Source organism: Desulfobacter hydrogenophilus (assembly GCF_004319545.1).
Lineage (GTDB): Bacteria > Desulfobacterota > Desulfobacteria > Desulfobacterales > Desulfobacteraceae > Desulfobacter > Desulfobacter hydrogenophilus.
Genome location: NZ_CP036313.1, coordinates 2,378,547 through 2,395,461, shown reverse-complemented (window position 1 = coordinate 2,395,461; position 16,915 = coordinate 2,378,547). Strand labels below are relative to the sequence as shown.

The 16,915-nt window shown below is 45.6% G+C and carries 19 protein-coding genes; 12 read left to right on the top strand and 7 right to left on the bottom strand.

The features are described 5' to 3' along the window. Nucleotides 1-41 precede the first annotated feature (41 nt). The 3 genes from EYB58_RS10530 to EYB58_RS10520 all read left to right on the top strand — a co-directional run bounded on the left by EYB58_RS10530 (nucleotide 42) and on the right by EYB58_RS10520 (nucleotide 1,447). A complete protein-coding gene (locus EYB58_RS10530; protein WP_111957921.1) occupies nucleotides 42-305 on the top strand; it encodes a phosphopantetheine-binding protein in 264 nt (87 codons plus the stop codon). Between the two features lie 14 nt (nucleotides 306-319). Further along, nucleotides 320-721, top strand: a complete 402-nt coding sequence (locus EYB58_RS10525; RefSeq protein ID WP_242637618.1) for an ApeI family dehydratase — start codon at nucleotides 320-322, stop codon at nucleotides 719-721. Nucleotides 722-1,129: 408 nt separating this feature from the next. Further along, entirely contained in the window at nucleotides 1,130-1,447 is a 318-nt protein-coding gene (locus tag EYB58_RS10520; protein ID WP_111957925.1) for a hypothetical protein, read from the top strand. Between the two features lie 142 nt (nucleotides 1,448-1,589). Here EYB58_RS10520 and EYB58_RS10515 read toward each other — a convergent pair whose 3' ends face one another. Beyond that, on the bottom strand, nucleotides 1,590-2,234 hold the full coding sequence (locus EYB58_RS10515) for a PEP-CTERM sorting domain-containing protein (protein WP_111957927.1): 645 nt from the start codon (nucleotides 2,232-2,234) through the stop codon (nucleotides 1,590-1,592). Between the two features lie 988 nt (nucleotides 2,235-3,222). Here EYB58_RS10515 and EYB58_RS10510 point away from each other — a divergent pair. Both EYB58_RS10510 and EYB58_RS10505 read left to right on the top strand, forming a co-directional pair. Continuing rightward, complete coding sequence (locus tag EYB58_RS10510) at nucleotides 3,223-3,420, top strand: YwbE family protein (RefSeq protein ID WP_111957928.1); 198 nt, start codon at nucleotides 3,223-3,225, stop codon at nucleotides 3,418-3,420. 15 nt (nucleotides 3,421-3,435) lie between these two features. Beyond that, nucleotides 3,436-3,882, top strand: coding sequence for a hypothetical protein (locus tag EYB58_RS10505; protein ID WP_111957930.1), 447 nt, complete (start codon nucleotides 3,436-3,438; stop codon nucleotides 3,880-3,882). A gap of 346 nt (nucleotides 3,883-4,228) precedes the next feature. On the opposite strand, the gene EYB58_RS10500 is transcribed toward EYB58_RS10505, so the two are convergent. The 6 genes from EYB58_RS10500 to EYB58_RS10475 form a co-directional block, all read right to left on the bottom strand. Further along, nucleotides 4,229-4,837 carry a trimeric intracellular cation channel family protein gene (locus EYB58_RS10500; protein ID WP_111957932.1) on the bottom strand — a complete coding sequence of 203 codons (609 nt, stop codon included), beginning with the start codon at nucleotides 4,835-4,837 and terminating at the stop codon, nucleotides 4,229-4,231. A 10-nt stretch (nucleotides 4,838-4,847) separates the two neighbouring features. After that, nucleotides 4,848-5,279 (bottom strand): DsrE family protein, encoded by a 432-nt coding sequence (locus EYB58_RS10495; RefSeq protein WP_207309151.1) that lies wholly within the window; start codon nucleotides 5,277-5,279, stop codon nucleotides 4,848-4,850. 303 nt (nucleotides 5,280-5,582) lie between these two features. After that, nucleotides 5,583-6,560 carry a dihydroorotate dehydrogenase-like protein gene (locus tag EYB58_RS10490; RefSeq protein ID WP_111957934.1) on the bottom strand — a complete coding sequence of 326 codons (978 nt, stop codon included), beginning with the start codon at nucleotides 6,558-6,560 and terminating at the stop codon, nucleotides 5,583-5,585. Nucleotides 6,561-7,537: 977 nt separating this feature from the next. Beyond that, entirely contained in the window at nucleotides 7,538-7,810 is a 273-nt protein-coding gene (locus EYB58_RS10485; RefSeq protein ID WP_111957938.1) for a type II toxin-antitoxin system RelE/ParE family toxin, read from the bottom strand. A gap of 6 nt (nucleotides 7,811-7,816) precedes the next feature. After that, nucleotides 7,817-8,035: a TA system antitoxin ParD family protein gene (locus tag EYB58_RS10480; RefSeq protein ID WP_111957939.1), complete on the bottom strand. Its 219-nt coding sequence runs from the start codon at nucleotides 8,033-8,035 to the stop codon at nucleotides 7,817-7,819. Between the two features lie 860 nt (nucleotides 8,036-8,895). Then, complete coding sequence (locus EYB58_RS10475) at nucleotides 8,896-9,099, bottom strand: hypothetical protein (RefSeq protein WP_111957945.1); 204 nt, start codon at nucleotides 9,097-9,099, stop codon at nucleotides 8,896-8,898. A 102-nt stretch (nucleotides 9,100-9,201) separates the two neighbouring features. Here EYB58_RS10475 and EYB58_RS10470 point away from each other — a divergent pair, with 102 nt between their 5' ends. The 7 genes from EYB58_RS10470 to EYB58_RS10440 are packed head-to-tail and all read left to right on the top strand — an operon-like array spanning nucleotide 9,202 to nucleotide 16,902. Further along, nucleotides 9,202-9,462 carry a phosphopantetheine-binding protein gene (locus EYB58_RS10470; RefSeq protein ID WP_111958004.1) on the top strand — a complete coding sequence of 87 codons (261 nt, stop codon included), beginning with the start codon at nucleotides 9,202-9,204 and terminating at the stop codon, nucleotides 9,460-9,462. Between the two features lie 9 nt (nucleotides 9,463-9,471). Then, nucleotides 9,472-10,518 (top strand): radical SAM protein, encoded by a 1,047-nt coding sequence (locus tag EYB58_RS10465; RefSeq protein ID WP_111957947.1) that lies wholly within the window; start codon nucleotides 9,472-9,474, stop codon nucleotides 10,516-10,518. Nucleotide 10,519: 1 nt separating this feature from the next. Beyond that, the gene (locus EYB58_RS10460; protein WP_111957949.1) at nucleotides 10,520-11,404 is read left to right on the top strand and encodes a polyketide synthase dehydratase domain-containing protein; all 885 of its coding nucleotides are present in this window, start codon (nucleotides 10,520-10,522) and stop codon (nucleotides 11,402-11,404) included. Continuing rightward, nucleotides 11,380-12,003, top strand: coding sequence for a glycerol-3-phosphate acyltransferase (locus EYB58_RS10455; protein ID WP_242637616.1), 624 nt, complete (start codon nucleotides 11,380-11,382; stop codon nucleotides 12,001-12,003). The genes EYB58_RS10460 and EYB58_RS10455 overlap by 25 nt, the downstream gene beginning before the upstream one ends. After that, a complete protein-coding gene (locus EYB58_RS10450; protein ID WP_111957953.1) occupies nucleotides 12,000-12,713 on the top strand; it encodes a glycosyltransferase family 25 protein in 714 nt (237 codons plus the stop codon). Before EYB58_RS10455 ends, EYB58_RS10450 begins: the two co-directional genes overlap by 4 nt. Next, on the top strand, nucleotides 12,707-15,805 hold the full coding sequence (locus tag EYB58_RS10445; RefSeq protein WP_111957955.1) for an MMPL family transporter: 3,099 nt from the start codon (nucleotides 12,707-12,709) through the stop codon (nucleotides 15,803-15,805). The genes EYB58_RS10450 and EYB58_RS10445 overlap by 7 nt, the downstream gene beginning before the upstream one ends. Then, on the top strand, nucleotides 15,802-16,902 hold the full coding sequence (locus EYB58_RS10440; protein WP_111957957.1) for a radical SAM/SPASM domain-containing protein: 1,101 nt from the start codon (nucleotides 15,802-15,804) through the stop codon (nucleotides 16,900-16,902). The genes EYB58_RS10445 and EYB58_RS10440 overlap by 4 nt, the downstream gene beginning before the upstream one ends. Nucleotides 16,903-16,915 lie beyond the last annotated feature (13 nt).

Below are 16,915 nucleotides of genomic sequence, written 5' to 3'. Positions count from 1 at the left end.
TAAATAATAAAACCCATAAAGCTGATTGTATTGGATGATATATGGAAAAGCTGATTTCAGAACTGAAGCAGAAAATTGTCGACACACTGGGACTGACGGATGTAACACCCGAAGATATCAACGAACAGGACCAGCTGATCGGCGGTCCTCTGGGACTTGATTCCATTGATGTCCTGGAGATGGTCATGATGCTGGAAAACGATTACGGGGTTGTCATTGACAATAAAGAGCTCGGAGAAACCGTATTTTCGACACTTGATACCCTGGCCCGGTATGTTAACGAACACGGTAAATTAGGCTCATGACCCCAGCCGCGGACATGGCTGATCCAAGCGATTCCGGGTATGAGCTCAATGAAATCAGTATGACCGAAGCATCGGTTATTACAGCCCAGTGCATCGTTAAATCCGGCTCACCCTGGTTTGACGGACATTTCCCGGACAATCCCATTGTTCCAGGCATTGCCCAAATGAACATGGTTTTTGACTTGATGCAGCAGACAATGGGACCAGGCCTGAAACTTGCCGGATTCAAGCGGGTCAGATTTAAACAGCTGATCAGACCGGACACTCCCATGTCAGTTTTGATAAAACCTGCGGGGAAGACCCCGAATCGCTTTGAATATCAACTTACGGCGGACCAAAAGATTGTCTGTACTGGATTTATTGATATTCATATTGACCATACTGTCAGGTCTCCGGAACAAGGCAATCGCATATAATTTCCCTGCAGCTTTATATCAATTTCGGACGGCTCATATGGATTATAAAGCCTTTATTGATGGAATTTTATTTTTAACATAGTCTGCAGTGTGAAATTTGAGCTGCCCCCCCCCCCCCCACACACAATGCTTCTGTTATTAAATGTTGATTATAGATCGGCTCGGGTAAACAATGATAGACATAGTCAAGAGCTCTTCTGGCCCAAAATAAAAGGGCATTTAACAGGCAGGGCATTAAATTGACGATTGCAATTTTTAACAGGGGGATGTTTAATCAATTCAATTGAATACACCGCATGGGTTTACACAAAAGCGAATAGCCGTTCAACGTGGTAGGGTGGGCATGCTTTTTGTGCCCACCGGTTGTCCATAAACTTGAACCCATCTGATTTGTTATTCAGGCACAGAATGTTATACATACAATGGTGGGCAACGCTGCGCCTTTGCCCACCCTACCTGGCTGTGATTATAGAAAAGGCCGGACTACCAGAAGTATTGTGGGCTCAAAATAAGCCATCCCGAATCTTAACTTTTGGCAAAAAGTTAAGATTCATCACAATAAGGGTATTTTGCCACAACGCCCAAAATACCCAGATACGGGCTCCCAGAGGCGATAAATTCGTGGAATTGAAAATCGACGGCTATGATGGTGCGGGAAGGTTTATGAAATCGCCCCGGATGAACGACTGGGTGGAGCGTGGATTTGATTCACCTGACGCTGGATAAAATAACACCCGCCAGCACTATCATTGAAAATTTCAAAAGACGTATCGCCCGGCTTTATGAGCAAGGTGCGGACTCAATCCGCATCGGACGATACGTTCAAAGATGGTTTCAGTGGTTGTATGGCGGTCTCGACATGTTGAAACTAAGCTTTGTTGAAATTCATTTTTCTTTTCAAACCTGCCAAACCGATAAGACCTGCCCCTAATAATAGAAAGGTACCTGGCTCTGGTGTTGGTGATGGTGCGGCGTTAGGACTCCAAACAGCCCACACCTGGCCGTACAATGTCGAAGTGTCGTATGTTTTTATATTAAAATTTATGCCTGTTGTGTCGTCGCTATAATTTCCATGGCTGTCTAAGTGCATATCTTTGTAATTAAGGGCATACGCAAAGTAAATGCCAAGTACTCCGTCTATATCTATATCATATGGAGTATAGACGTAAGCGTATCCGCTGTATGTGATTCCGTTAGTCAATTCAGGGTCCGAATCGAATCGTCCATTATCACCATCTAAAAATACCAGGTCTAATAGGGCTTGTGACGCTGCTAATGCCTCATCTTCTGTGGTGAAAGGGAATGTGTATTCCCCATTCACGATGTATAAATCCGCTGCTGACTCATCCTCAAACGTGACGTCATACGATACACCGTTAACCACGACGTCTGTAGCACCTAATAAGTTCCCATCTTCAATCACAAGAGTTGTCGAGAACGCTGAAGAACAAAACAATCCAACAAACAAAAATGAAATACAAATTGAACTCAATAATAATTTGAACCTGAACATTAACAACCCTCCTTCTTCTTAAAAAAAATCAGTTAAAAATAAAAAAGCAAGAAACTTTATTCTGGAAATATCACTATTATTTTATTTATTCCAGAAAAAAAAGTTAGTTCTTCGTTAAATTTAATATGCTATTAATTATTTATTAATAAAGGATTTTTTTTGAGTATTTATATTCATAGAAATTGCGTTTTTAGAGCATTACGCCTTCCGGACAATCAAGGTTTCGTCTAACCCGCATCTGCATCTATCAACTCATGCCCAACATTTGTGGAAATTCAAAAAAATAGAGCCAAGAAGACGCCCACCCTTCGTTCGCTTTGCTCACTTCGCCCCGATGCTTTGCATCGGCCTAAAAATGTCGCCCCTGCGGGGCGGCCTTATTTAGGGTATTGAGGACAATTAAGCGTAAATACACCCTAAGATAGTATTGATTAATGAAAATGTATTTTGAAATTTATTTTTGATGGTTTTCGGCTAAAGAAATAGTCTTTTTTTCTATACAAAAATAAACAGTAAATAAGGAGCGTTTATTTTAAACATGCACAAGTCGTTGTTTTTGTAAGGCAAAATTCCTTAGGGTGTATTTGCACACGAATGTCCGCAATACCCTTATTTATAGCGCTCTGCACTAAGCACCGGTATTTAAGGACTCCTAAGCCAATATTGAAACGGCGTTGACTACTTTTGTTATTGGTGACCTGGATCAAAAATCTGGAAGATCAAATCAAGGGTCTGAGGTGAAGACCACCCTTTGGCCAGGCTTCGTTTTTTAGGCTAATGAGCACAGTAGACTATCTGTAATTCAGTGTCATTAGATCTTTGGGAGCTGAAAAAATATAGATTCAGGGACCATTTTTTCTCTTGCAATCCGAATGAGTGTAAGGATATGCTCCAATAAAATATCAAGTTATAACCCCATAAAATACTAAACAACCACCGGCTTGAAGCCGGTGGTTGTTTAGCCCATAGCTAAAGGGTAAAGAGTATAATGACTGGCGGACAAAATAGAACGCAAATCAAAACAGGACAAACCGTTTCCATTGTATTAAAAAAAGACCAAAGAACAGGCGCTCTGACCCAAGGCGTCGTAAAAAACATTTTAACAAAATCGTCTTTTCATCCCCATGGTATAAAAGTCCGATTGGAAAATGGCCTTGTTGGCAGGGTTAAGGTTATTCACGGTTAAAAATTCAGATTCACCATGTATTTTAAAGTCACATATTCAACTATTTACAACTGGAAAGGTTCAGGGACCGAACAGGAACAAAACGATCCAAGCCTTATGGATTCGTTTTGTCATTTGATCATTGCTCACGAAGCAACGACCGAGGCCACCTGGATAATCCTAATCGATCAGGGCGAAGACGCAGGAGAACCAGCAACCAACTGTATTCAATACATTGTCCCAAGGATTTGTGAAAGAGTTAAATTGAAGATAGCCAACCTACGTGTTTTTGAAGTCTGGCCCTACCATCAAGGAGACCCCAGGCTGAAATATACAGAAGTTGTGATATCGGATATAAGTTTTGACGAGTACGGTGACCGAGTGCTTCGAAACTCCTGGAGGCCAACCGATGATCAGGATGCCAAGATCCTGGCTCAACTCATTGAGACGGTTGGTGATAAAGTCATCCAGGATGAAGTTTAATGAATTCCTCCAGCCGCCGGGACCGGGTTTGCAAAAAAAGAGAGTCCATTCACTTCTCAAAACCACTTATCCATAAAAATAAATACCCATTGAACTGGATCTTGTAGCCATCGGCAGGACAAAAAAATTTTAATATTGGTACAAAATGCCACATGCTACAGGGACAATGAAAAATGCAACAGGAAGAGGTAAACCAGGGGAACCTTTGAATAAAAGGCCCCCTTGATGATCTTATTTTACAAAAATATGAACATGAGATCCCAAAAGAGTTATGGGGCGTTATATTCGGGTATCGGTTATCTAAAATTCATAATCTTTCCTGCAAGACGCAAAATCAGAACATAGATTACTTAAACCGTGGCAATTCCCATCCTTTCCGGACACTTAGTGAGCGGACTGTAAAAATAACACCAGCGGCGATTAGAGCAGTAAAAGGTTCAGGCACGTTCAGGAATACAAAAAGAACAAAAAGAACACCACCAGCCAAACAAGCTGTAGCATATATTTCCTTATGAAAAATCAGAGGAATTTCATTACAAAGTACATCACGGATAATTCCACCCATAACGGCTGTTAAAATACCCATCATAACCGCAAGTGGGGGATGAATACCGACATGTACTCCCTTTTGAATACCAATGATTGTAAACACACTGATTCCGATCGTATCGAAAAAAAAAAGTGCTTTGGAAAACCGTAATATTGTTTTGGTAAATAAACACGTAAGCGAAACAGCAACGACAATAATGTAAAAATAAGCAGGGTCTTGAAGCCATGAAACTGGCGTGTTACCAATCATCATATCACGCGTAGTCCCCCCACCAATAGCAGTTACAAACCCGAGAAACAAAGCACCAAATAAATCAAATTTTTTTTCAGCAGCAGCGAGTCCTCCCGAAACTGCAAAAGCAAATGTTCCTAAATAATCAAATAATATGATTAATACGTCTGTCATGTTTAAACATTTAATAACTTAATATTTTTGTTTTTTCATTAAGAAGTTTATCCGCTATCAGTGAAGGCTTAGCAACCGAGACCCCATCTATCAAATTTGGAACGCTTTTTTCTGAGTTCGATAAATATAGTGGACACAGTTCTACATTGACATTATGTCGGATCAGATTTTTCAGCATCATCTGGGGAGATATATTTTGGGGCTTTAAGAATACCTCCGCAGAATCCTCGACAGCCAGTGAACCGGCGCTGCCACAAAGAAGCACATCCACAGTTGCTCCTTTTTTTATGGACTGGTCAGCCAGCACCATTGACATCAATTGTGTAACCGGATCATCCGTTGTCACGACTATAAGAAGATTTTTAGAGTTCCCGGAATCATATCCGCATGCAGAAACAAAAAGTAGACAGACAAAAGACAACAACACAATAATTTTACGCATTTTTCCATCCTTATTGGCTCAGACCATGATTAGGACCGCAGATTAAATAACTTGCCTTTTGGCCCATCTACTTCGTTGCATCAAAGGTCCAATAGGCCTGCTGTTCAACCTTTAATGCGCCTTGTAGATGAACCAAAATCCGGCGTTATTTCTGCCCAACTGATTTAATCTGCGGTCCTTAATGATCTTATTTTAAAAAATATTTTATTTATGATCCCAAGCAGGTGTTCGTCTGCCTGGGATCTTTTCCCCCAAGAATGCAAACCGCCGGGGTTACCCCAACAGCGTGTATGATAAAAGCGCCTATGAATAATATTTCATAAATTGAAGCCGGTCGTAAACAGCCGGATTTTGGGCTTCTGCCTGGCTCAGCTTCCCGCGGAAATCGTCCAGAGAGTTAAACCCGTGGGTTTCCATCCAGTTCCGGATATCCCGGATAACTGTTTTAAGGTATGGCGTTTTGTTTTTGTACAATGTCGACACCATCTGCACGGCTTGGGCTCCGGCCAGAAGATGCTTGATCACACCCTGTGCGTCATGCACCCCGGTGGATGCCGCCAGATCACATTTAACTCTTTGGGACATAATTGCCATCCATCTCAGGGAGATGGCGATATCCGAAGGGGAACTGAAAAGAAAGGAGGGTTTGACTTCAAGTTTGTCCGTATCAATATCCGGACTGAAAAACCGATTAAACAGGACAATACCCGAGATACCGGTTTCCGAAAGCCGCTGGATCATTCTTCCCAGGTTTGAAAAATAGTAGCTTATCTTCAGTGAAACCGGAATGGTGATTGTTTTCAAAAGTTTTTCAACAATCTGAAAATAGACTTTTTCCAATTCACTGCTTTCCCGTTCAAAATCAGTGGGCGCAAAAAACATGTTCAGTTCCAGGGCATCAGCCCCGGCATCGGCGATCTGTTTGGCAAAGGAGGCCCATTCATGGGAGTAGACACAGTTTACGCTGGCAATAACAGGCATACTCACGCCGGCCTTTGCCTCTTTGATCAGGTCCAGATATGCAGACAGTTTCTTCCCCCGGAGTTGCATGTCAAGGTAATCGAATTGTTCCAGGTTGTATCCGGTTGTAAGGGACACGTCTTTTATCATGTCATTGTACTCATAGGCGATTTCTTCTTCAAAAATGGATTTAAGTACGGCGGCACCCGCTCCGGCGTCTTCAATTCTTTTTAGTTTTTCCACAGAGTCGGTTAATCCGGAACTGCCTACAATAACAGGGCTTTCAAGGGTAAGACCCATATAGGTTGTTGAAATGTCCATAGTATTCATCCTTTTTTTGTTGTTGTAAAAAATGTTCAAAACTTAACTTTGTCTTCCCAGCATAATACACCTTTTCAGCATAATACATCTTCGGGCCTATATGCAATTTTCTTTTGATATGTTGTGTGATTTCTTCTCCCTTGACTCAGGCGGCAATTTCGTCCCCAACCTGTTTAGGACCGCAGATTAAATAACTTGAACGAAATAGCTTGCCTTTTAGCCCATCTACTTCGTTGCATCAAAGGTTCAATAGGCCTGCTATTCAACCTTTAATGCGCCTTGTAGATGAACCAAAATTCGGCGTTATTTCTGCCCAACTTATTTAATCTGCGGTCCTAATCAATATTGCGATAGTATTCAAAACATCGTTCCAGGATGGGTTGTCCTTAACGTTGCATAAAATAAGCACCATTGAATAGGACGACGCTTGCTATAATTATGTAAAACCATTTTTTAAGCAATTTTCAGGACCTCACCAAAAGTGAATTCCTGAAAATTGCTTAAAAAACTTGGAAACGCCTTATTGGCAATGCTCGTCGGCTCATTTACTAACTTTTTTATGCAACGCTGGGGTTGTGTCTCATCGCCTCGGCCCCAAATCATCTAAACGACAAATTTTTAAACAATCCAAATGGCCTTAATATAGGCGATACCCCGGGCCGGAAAAAAGGATCATCAGGGATAGCGGCTTTTCCCTGCCCACATGGCAGCGGCCCCGATAAATTACAATGCCGGGGGAACGCCCCATGGCAATCTTTGTGATAACCTCGTGACCTTTGACCGATCTATTTGTGATCTTATCTTTCTAAATATAACGGCCATGGCCGACCTGGTCTTTCACCAAGGTCAGACCACAAGAAATTATAAAATTAATTCAGCAAGTTATTAAAATTTTCTTATAAAAGATAAAGAACCCGGTCATTTTCGCCGGGCTTGTTCAACCACCGGATAAGATCGTGGTTCGTTATCTTTTTGGTTCAAATAGATTTTTTCAGATCTCTATAATAGTTTTCATGAGGGCCGAGTAAAATCAATTCAAGGTTTTCATCAACGATGCGATACGCTAAAAGATATTGAATCGTTTTAATTTTGAACTTGCTAACAAATATTCCCCGCAGCTCTCCTTTCTTCTCATCTCCAATACCCGGGTTCTCAATTATTGATTTGATCTGATCATCCAATATGGATTTTTCATTTTTATTGAGTTTCTTAACTTTTTTAGCAAAGGATCTTGACTGGAAAATTCGCATGTCAAATTATCCGAATTGGTATTCTGAGTATTCGCCTTGATCTAATTCTGCAACCCCAATTAAAATATTTTTGATAGCATTATAAGTGAGATCAGGGTTTTCTTCTGCGCACTTACCAATCCTCGCCCAATGTTCTATCTGTCCAGTGATTGATCGTTTGTCAACTTTGCTATAAATTTTAGCCTCAGTTACAAGATCACCGGACACTCTTACTGCTGTCGCCATGTTTCCTCCTTTGTGCAGGGTATAATTGCAATATAAAACAGAACATAGCATAATGCAACGCTCCTATTGCAAAATAAAAGGAGAGATCAAGTTGATCTGTAGTTTCCATTTATCTTTCGTATCCACTTATCTAACGGGATAACACCCGAAAAGTAAAAATAACCAGATCTGCATAAATGTTTAAAACATCAACAACGAAATTGTTAACACCATCTTAGAATGCATGCATTTTTTTTACATTTGCAACACAACATAGTTAGCCTGGCATTGATAATGTTTAAGGATTCCCAAACCAATTTTGAAGCGACATTGGCTACGTTTGTTATTGGTGACCAAAATCAAAAAATGGTAGATCAAATTAAAGGTCAACTACTGTTTAAAGGAAAAGCCCCTGGCCGATGTGACGGTGGTCCGTAAATTCAAATGGAAGGATGGTAAAGGTGAGTATGACGAGTTTAAGGGAAAATCTTATAATCTCAAATGTGAGATCACCGAGAAGGTCCGAAGGGTTAGTCCTAAGTTCAAAATAAAACCTTCCATATGGTTTACCTTTTCATCCGTCTTCTTCGTTGTGTCAATGGGTACATATATTTAATATGCTCCCATTGCCACGCCTTGAATACGAACGAAAATTCTAAACCATATTTTGGAATGTTTTATTCCGATCATGGGCCTTACCTGGAAGCGGGGTTTATCGGAACCAACTTCTGCTGGGAAATAAAGGAGTAGAACAGCCATACCTTGATGGCAGAAGCTGAACTGATTTGGTATTTTTATTCGTATTTGGCCCACACTGATGAGATAGATTAACGTATACATTTGGAATGCCAAAGCCCGGATTTGGCGGATTCGCAGTTGATCTAACCAGTCGGTTTGGTCCAGTCAATGTTCACCGAACCTACCATGTCACAGACCCGGTTCCCATTATACCGCTGTATCCGTTTGCCCATCCGCCGCGGCCCGGTTACGGCCATTTCAGGGGATCCAGCAATTCTGTCCTGTCTGCCGGTGCCCATGACATGGTCGAATATATCCGATCGGTCAAAAATAGAGATGAACCGCATTTTTACATGCGATTACCCTTGACCCCTGAATCCTGAAATGGATATCCTGCCAGGAATATGTTAAGAGACATTGAAAATTATATAAGGGAGAAAAATCAGAAAATGAACAACGTAAAAACCATTGACGATGTCATTATCAATGTGGCCCGGATTATCATCGAGGAACTCATGATCGAAGATGTAACGCCTGAAACCTTTGATCCAGAGATGGACCTTGTGGATGAAGTCGGGATTGACAGTATGGACCTTGCCACTGTAGCCTTGGTGATCCAGGATGAATACGGCATCCGCATTGACGAGGATGACTACCCCAAACTGACAAACATCCGGCTGATTGCCGAATACATCAACGATAAGCTATAAAAACCTTTTATGCAAAAACATTGGAAATTTTCAGATATTCTGTCCGATCCGGTAATTCGCAGCCGATGGCAGCGGGTAAAAAAATATTTTTTCCTGAGAGAATCCACCTATGACATGACCAACCGCTGCAATATCCGGTGTGAAGGCTGTTATTTTTTTGAAGGCGACAAACAGTTTGTCACCGAGAATAACGACGCTGACGCATGGCAGGACCTGATGGTCAAAGAAAAAGAGCGGGGCATCACCTTTGTTGTGCTGGCAGGGGCGGAACCCGCCCTGGTTCCCGAGCTTTTGCAAACCTGTTACCGGAACATTCCTTTGGGCGCCATCGCATCCAATGGGTTAAAATTCATACCCGAAAGCGTGGGCTACAGGATTCACATCTCCGTGTGGGGCAATGACCGGACAAGCCAGGCCGTTCGCAGGGCCGATCACATGCTTGAAAAACAGATTAAAAATTACAAAAACGACCCCAGAGCTGTGTTTGTCTATACCTTTACCAGCAGCAACATTGATGAAATACGGGATGTGGCGCCCATCCTTGCGGAAAACGGCTGCCCTTTTACCTTTAATATGTTTTCCGCGCCGGTGGGATACAACGGAGACCTGCGGCATACCCGACAGACACTGACAAAGACCCGGGATGTCATGCTGGAGATGCTTGAAACATATCCCGAGCATCTGCTCTTCTCGCACTATAACATCCTTGCCCATACCCATAGAATGGGCCTGCATGATCTGTTTCAATGTTCTTATCCGAGAATGAATCCCCATGAAGATGTGGGGTTAGGCAAAACATTCAGACAATACCGGGCCGATCTGACCTGGGACAGAAGTGCTGCATGCTGTGTTCCGGATACGGACTGTGCGGACTGCCGCCACTACGCTGCCGGCAGCGCCGTTGTCACGGCAAGACTTTTCAGACACGCCACTGATCCTGAAACCTTCAAAGCCTGGTTGGATTATGTGGATACCTATCTGGCCGTATGGGTGATGGGGTATGAAAAAGGGGAAAATCTAAGCCTAAAATTCGTAGAACCGCCAAGCAGAATCTGATATGGACAGATCCGTGACCCAGGTTCCGTTAACCATTGCCGTATATCCCCACTTTATGGACCATTGTTTTGCAGGCAAGGTGGTGTTTCCGGCTGTGGAGGCGTTGAAGGTCCTGGCCGGATCAATTAAGGAGCTCAATATTCTTACGTCTGCCTTTGTCCCGAGGTATATGACCGAGGTACGGTTTAATAAATTCCTTGTGCTTGAGCCCGATCAAAAAAACATTAAAGCACTGTGCAATATCCGCCGCACGGACGATACACGAATTTCGCTCTCCCTGGCCACCCGGTTTTCCACAAAACAAGGGGCCATAACACGAATCAAAGAACATTGCACGGTAACCTTTAGCGCGAAAACGCAAAAATCGCCCCCGGACCTGCCCCCAAACCTGTCTTCCGATCATGTGCATGAATGCAGCGAGTCCGTGTTTTCGGTGGACGTTGGTTCCATATACCGGGAACTGGTTCCATTCGGGCCGGCCTTTCACTCCATAAAAGATGAATTGCGGCTTTCAAGGTCCCACGCGTGTGCAACCCTCCAAGCCATGCCGGATGATCCCAATGATCCCTTTAAAACCGTATTGGGATCGGGATTTCCCCTGGATGGTGCATTTCATGCCGGATGTGTCTGGAGCCAGCGCTTTTTCGGCATTGTGGCCTTTCCAATTGGATTTGAAAAACGCGTTATTTACAAACCCACAGTTGAACATAAAAATTATACTGCCCGGGTTATCCCCCAATATCAAACCCAGGGGACCCTGGTATTTGACATATGGATTATGGATGACCAGGGAGAGCTTTGTGAAGCCGTGTCCGGGGTAATAATGCGGGACGTCAGCGGCGGGAGCATCACGCCTCCGAGATGGATTCGAAAGGGTATCCAATGATGTTCACCGCTTTATGCCTGATTGCCTATGCCGCAGGCTCATTAAACGCGTCCATCCTTGTGCTGAAGCTAAAAAAAAAAGATCCTCGGACCCTGTTCAGCAAAAATGCAGGAACCACCAATGTTTACAGAATACTGGGGCTGAAATGGGCCGGATTTGTTCTCATGACCGATGTGGGAAAGGCATTTTTAATTGCAGCAACGGCATCCCGGTTTCTATCTGCGCCCGCAGCCCTCTGGGTGGGATTTTTTCTGCTGCTTGGGAACCGGTTCCCATGTTTTCACGGGTTTAAGGGGGGAAAAGGCGTTGCCCATTTCATTGGCTTTTCCCTGTTTTTTACCCCTTTATTTACGGTGCTGTCCCTTGCCGGCTGGTGTGCCGGGTATCTTTTTTTCCGGCAGGCCTTTGCAGGCTCCTTGGTACTTGTGGCCATTCTCGTCATAGGCCTTGTCCGAACATCGGGCACCGATTTTATGGGCATTGCCGGGGTTCTTGCGTGCATGGGATGTATCATAATCAATCACCGTAACAACTTGCTTGCCCTTGTATCCAAAAATCCATGCATGGACATTTCAGAAAAAATGGATGACACGCCATGACACCGGCAACTGAAAATCCCTGGGCCTTTTTTGACAGGCTCTACTGCATCTCCCTTCGGGACCGTACCGACCGCCGGGAGCGGGCCAGAATTGAATTTTCGCACATGGGCATTGAGATGCGTGTGGAGTTTGTCCTGGTGGATAAAGATCACAACGATCCCTGCCGGGGAATCTTTGCATCCCATCTTCTGTGCATGAAAAAAGCCATTGATGCCGGCGCACGACAATGGGTTGTGTTTGAGGATGACGTGGTGTTTCACCGGTATGATCCACACATCTTAAAAGATGCCGTTACGCATCTGTCAAACGGCAGCACCTGGACCCTGCTCTTTTTTGGATGTCTGATCAAGGGCAGTTCAAAAACCGGCAATCCAAGGGTAAAAAGAATCAGGTATCAGGCGTTGGCCCATGCCTATGCCGTCAACCGCGCCTTCGGAGAAAAAATCTTAAGCCAACCCTGGTGCGGGGTACCCTATGACACGATGCTCAGAGAACTTAGTGACGACTATTTGGGCACAACGCCTTTTTTTGCCTTCCAGAGTAATGCAAAAACGGACAATGAGGCCTGCCTGGGTCTGGACAGATTCCGGCGCTGTTTTGGCGGTCTTGGACTCATTCAGTTGATGAACGAATTTTTTCATGCCCACCGCCTGTGGGTGATTCTCGGTCATTTAGCGGTTCTCACAGGGCTCGGAGTGTGTATATGGTAAATTCAAAAAAACAAGAAAAACAGCTGAACATCGGTCTTTTGATCATCACAATCCTTGCCGCGGCATTCATGCTCTTTGTCAGCTTCCAAAGGCTTCATGTTGAAACCGATATCACGGCATCGCTTCCGGCCCACAACCCGGTGATCCATGATGCCCTTTACTTTTTTGACCACCATCCCATCCAGGACCGGGTCGTTATCAGTGCAGGCCTTGGCACCCGGGATCCGGAACGGCTGGTAAAATTTGCCGCCATAGTGGAGGAAAAGCTTTGGGCTTCGGGCCTGTTCAGCAGTGTGGGCATGGACCACTACCAGGAGATCATGCCGGAACTGATGACTTTGGTGGTAAAGACCCTGCCCGTTCAATTCACCCGCACCCAGCTTGAGACCCAGGTTGCGCCTCGGCTCACACCGGGTGCCGTCCGGGAAACACTCTCACAGACCTATAGCCGCCTGCTGAGTCTTGATGAGATTGGCTCATCCGAATTCATAGCCGTTGACCCTTTAGGATTGAAAAACATTGTGCTGGCAAGACTGAAATCCCTGGCACCGGTTGATGATTTCAACATTTACAAGGGAAAACTTCTGTCCCGGGATTCACAGCACTGCCTGATCATGGCCACCCCCAAAGGCTCTGGCACGGACTCAAAATTTTCCACCCGGGCCATGGAGCTGATCCATACCATCCAGACCCAGGCCCAAATACAGTTTTCCCGGCCGGGTGAACATGCCGTCCTCACCTCAGTGGGGGCATTCAGAGCCGCCTATGACAATGAAAAAATTATCAAACACGATGTGCAGACCGCCATTCTCATTGCCACGGCAGCCATCATTCTTTTGCTGTGTCTGGCCTTTCCCCGGCCGTGGATCGGGCTTTTAGCCCTGGTTCCTGCCATGTTCGGCACCATTGCGGGCCTTTTTACATATTCCCTGTTATATGACAATATCTCTCTTATTGTCCTTGGATTTGGCGGGGCCATCATCTCCATCACCATAGACCACGGCATTACCTATCTGCTGTTCCTGGACCAGCCCCGGAAAACATCCGGCAGACAGGCATCCACGGAAGTGCGGGCCGTGGGTCTGATCGCCACCCTGACCACGGTATGCGCTTTCCTTTCTTTAGGGATGAGTGATTTTAAAATCCTTGAAGAGCTTGGGAAATTTACGGCCCTGGGCATGGGATTCTCCTTTGTCTTTATTCATTCTTTGTTCCCAAGAATCGTGCCTGTGCTTTACCCGGCAAAACCCCGGGCGCTTCCCCTGCAACGCCTGGTCAACGCCCTTATTATTCCCGGCAACGGCGGTGCCTGGTTTGCCCTGGCAGTGACACTGGTCCTGATGTGGTTTGCCTGGCCGGTCTTTCATGTGGATCTGTCTGCCATGAGTACGGTAAGCCGGGAAACCCGGGATGCGGATACAAAATTCTATGAGACCTGGGGCAAAGGGTTTACAGGTAAATCCCATCTCATGCTGACAGCCGACTCGGTCCCAGAACTTCAGGATTTAAGCGACCAGCTGGCAGACAGGGTCTCTGCCATCCAAACCCAAGGTATTCCGGCTTCGGGCACAACGCTTTCAATGATATTCCCGGGAAAAATCAAAAAACAGGAGAACCATGAGGCCTGGGTCCAATTCTGGAGCAAGGAACGGATCAGTGCCTTTACGCAGAATCTAAGCCGGGAAGCGGAACGGCTCGGTTTCACCCGGGACGCCTTTGACCCTTTTTTAAACCTGCTTGTCCCCACCGACCTGCCGGCCGGACCGGTGGTAATCCCCCAGGCCCTTTATCCCATAATGGGTATTTCCCAAGCCAGGGCAACCGGCGGCCACTGGGCATGGACCACAAGCGTTATGCGAAACCCCGATGTGGATGTAAAAAGTTTCTATGAGACGTTCAGCAAAGTTGCTACCGTGTTTGAACCCCAGTTGTTTTCCACCACCCTGGGCACCCTTTTGTACACAACCTTTGTCAAAATGTTTTTCATTATTGCAGGGGCGGTCTTGATCCTGTTGTTTATCTTTTTTCTGGATATCAAACTTACCATCATCACCATGCTGCCGGTCTTTTTTGCCTTTATCGGCACCCTGGGCACCATGAAGCTGTTAGGACATAACTTGGACATTCCCTCGCTGATGCTCTCCATCATTGTATTCGGCATCGGCATTGACTTCTCCCTGTTTTTTGTGCGCGCCTACCAGCGTTACCGTGACGAATCCCATCCATCGGTTGAACTGATCCGCCTGGCCGTTTTCATGGCAGGCATTTCCACCATGATCGGATTCGGGGTGATGTGCCTGGCCGAGCATTCGCTTTTGCAAAGTGCAGGCCTTGCTTCCCTTCTGGGCATCGGCTTTTGCCTTGCAGGCGCGTTTTTGGTTCTGCCGCCCTTGTTGCGCCGGTATTTTATTTTATCAACTGCGAAATCAACGGTGTTCCAGAAACCGGGCACCTCTGTCGCATCCCGGATTCTTGCTAGATACCGCACGGCCGAGGCATATCCCAGAATGTTCGCCCGGTTTAAATTAAAACTGGACCCCATGTTCAGGGAGCTGCCCGACATCTTGACAGACAGAGATAACGTTTCCCGGATCATGGACATCGGCACAGGACTCGGGGTGCCGGCCTGCTTTCTTCTTGAACGGTTTCCCCAGGCCCGCATATTCGGCATAGAACCGGATCCCGAAAGCCGACGGATTGGTGCCATGGCTGTTTCAGAACGAGGACGGGTTGACCTGGGCAGCGCCCCGGATCTTCCCGCTGTTTCAGAACCTGTCCACTTAGCCCTGATGCTGGATATGGCCCATTTCTTAACACCTGATGAATTCAGACAAACCCTAGAAAAAATCAGGGCAGCGATAACTCCCGGCGGAACCCTTATTATCCGGGCGATTATTTCTCCTGCCGCAAAACCAACTCTTGTCTGGCACATTGAAGCCCTGAAGCTGAAATTAAAAGGGGTGGTTCCCCATTACCTGTCTGTGCAAGCCATCACAGACCTTATCAACGCGGCGGATTTCAGGATGGAATATACCAAAGTATCCGGTAACAATCCGGAAACCGTCTGGTTTGTCGCAAAGGTGTCCCCATGAATATCTGCACCAGTCACAACATAGGTTGTGCCGGAAACTTTGAATTTTCCAAACAAAAAATTAACCATGCCGTCGCCGGCGACAGGCTTCTTTCCATGGAGATTGAATTAAGCCTGCGGTGCAATTTTCGCTGCAGCTACTGTTATGTGCCTCATGATTCATATTTTGATAATGAACTCAGTCTTGACGAAATCTTTGGGATCATTTTGCAGGCCAAAGCACTTGGGGCCGGAAAAATCATCCTGTTAGGCGGCGAACCCAGCATCTACCCCCATATACAGAAGGTCATTAAATTCTTAAGACACCACAGTTTAGAAATAGAAATGTTTACCAACGGCACCGGCATTTCCCCTGATTTCGCCCGGGAACTTCGCGCAGCCAGGGTAAGGGTTGTCCTAAAAATGAATTCCTTTGATCAAGCCAGACAAGATGCGCTTGCAGGCAAAAAAGGGGCATTTAACATTATCCACAATGCCCTTGGCAACCTTAAAGCGGCTGGCTATCCCGCCAAAGATGCGTTCCTGGCCTTGAGCACCATTATCTGCCGCCAGAACCGGGATGAACTGACCAAGCTATGGACCTGGATCAGGGAGAACAACATGGTCCCCTATTTCGAAATCATTACCCCCCAGGGCCAGGCAAAAGACAATGCAGCTCTGGAACTTAACCCCCTGGAACTGAAAGCGGTGTTCGAAGAGATATGTGCCATTGACCGGGAACGCTACGGCATTGAATGGGACCCCCAGCCGCCGCTCATGGGCAACCAGTGCATGCGGCACCAGTTTTCCTGCACGGTCACCTCCATCGGCAATGTCCAACCCTGTGTGGGCATTACAAAATCCATAGGAAACATACGAAAAACCCGCCTTAAGGATATCCTGGACCATTCCCGGGAACTTCGCCTGCTGAAAAATCACAGGCAGACCATCAAAGGCTTCTGCCGCACCTGTGAAAAAAGTGACACCTGTTACGGGTGCCGGGGCGCAGCTTTCCAGGTTACCGGTGATCTCCTGGCGTCGGACCCCCTGTGCTGGCGAAACCCGGAAAACCTTAAACCTCAAAGTTTAACAGAGCTAGGCTCGGTTGATCCCAAATAAGCTGTCACACTTT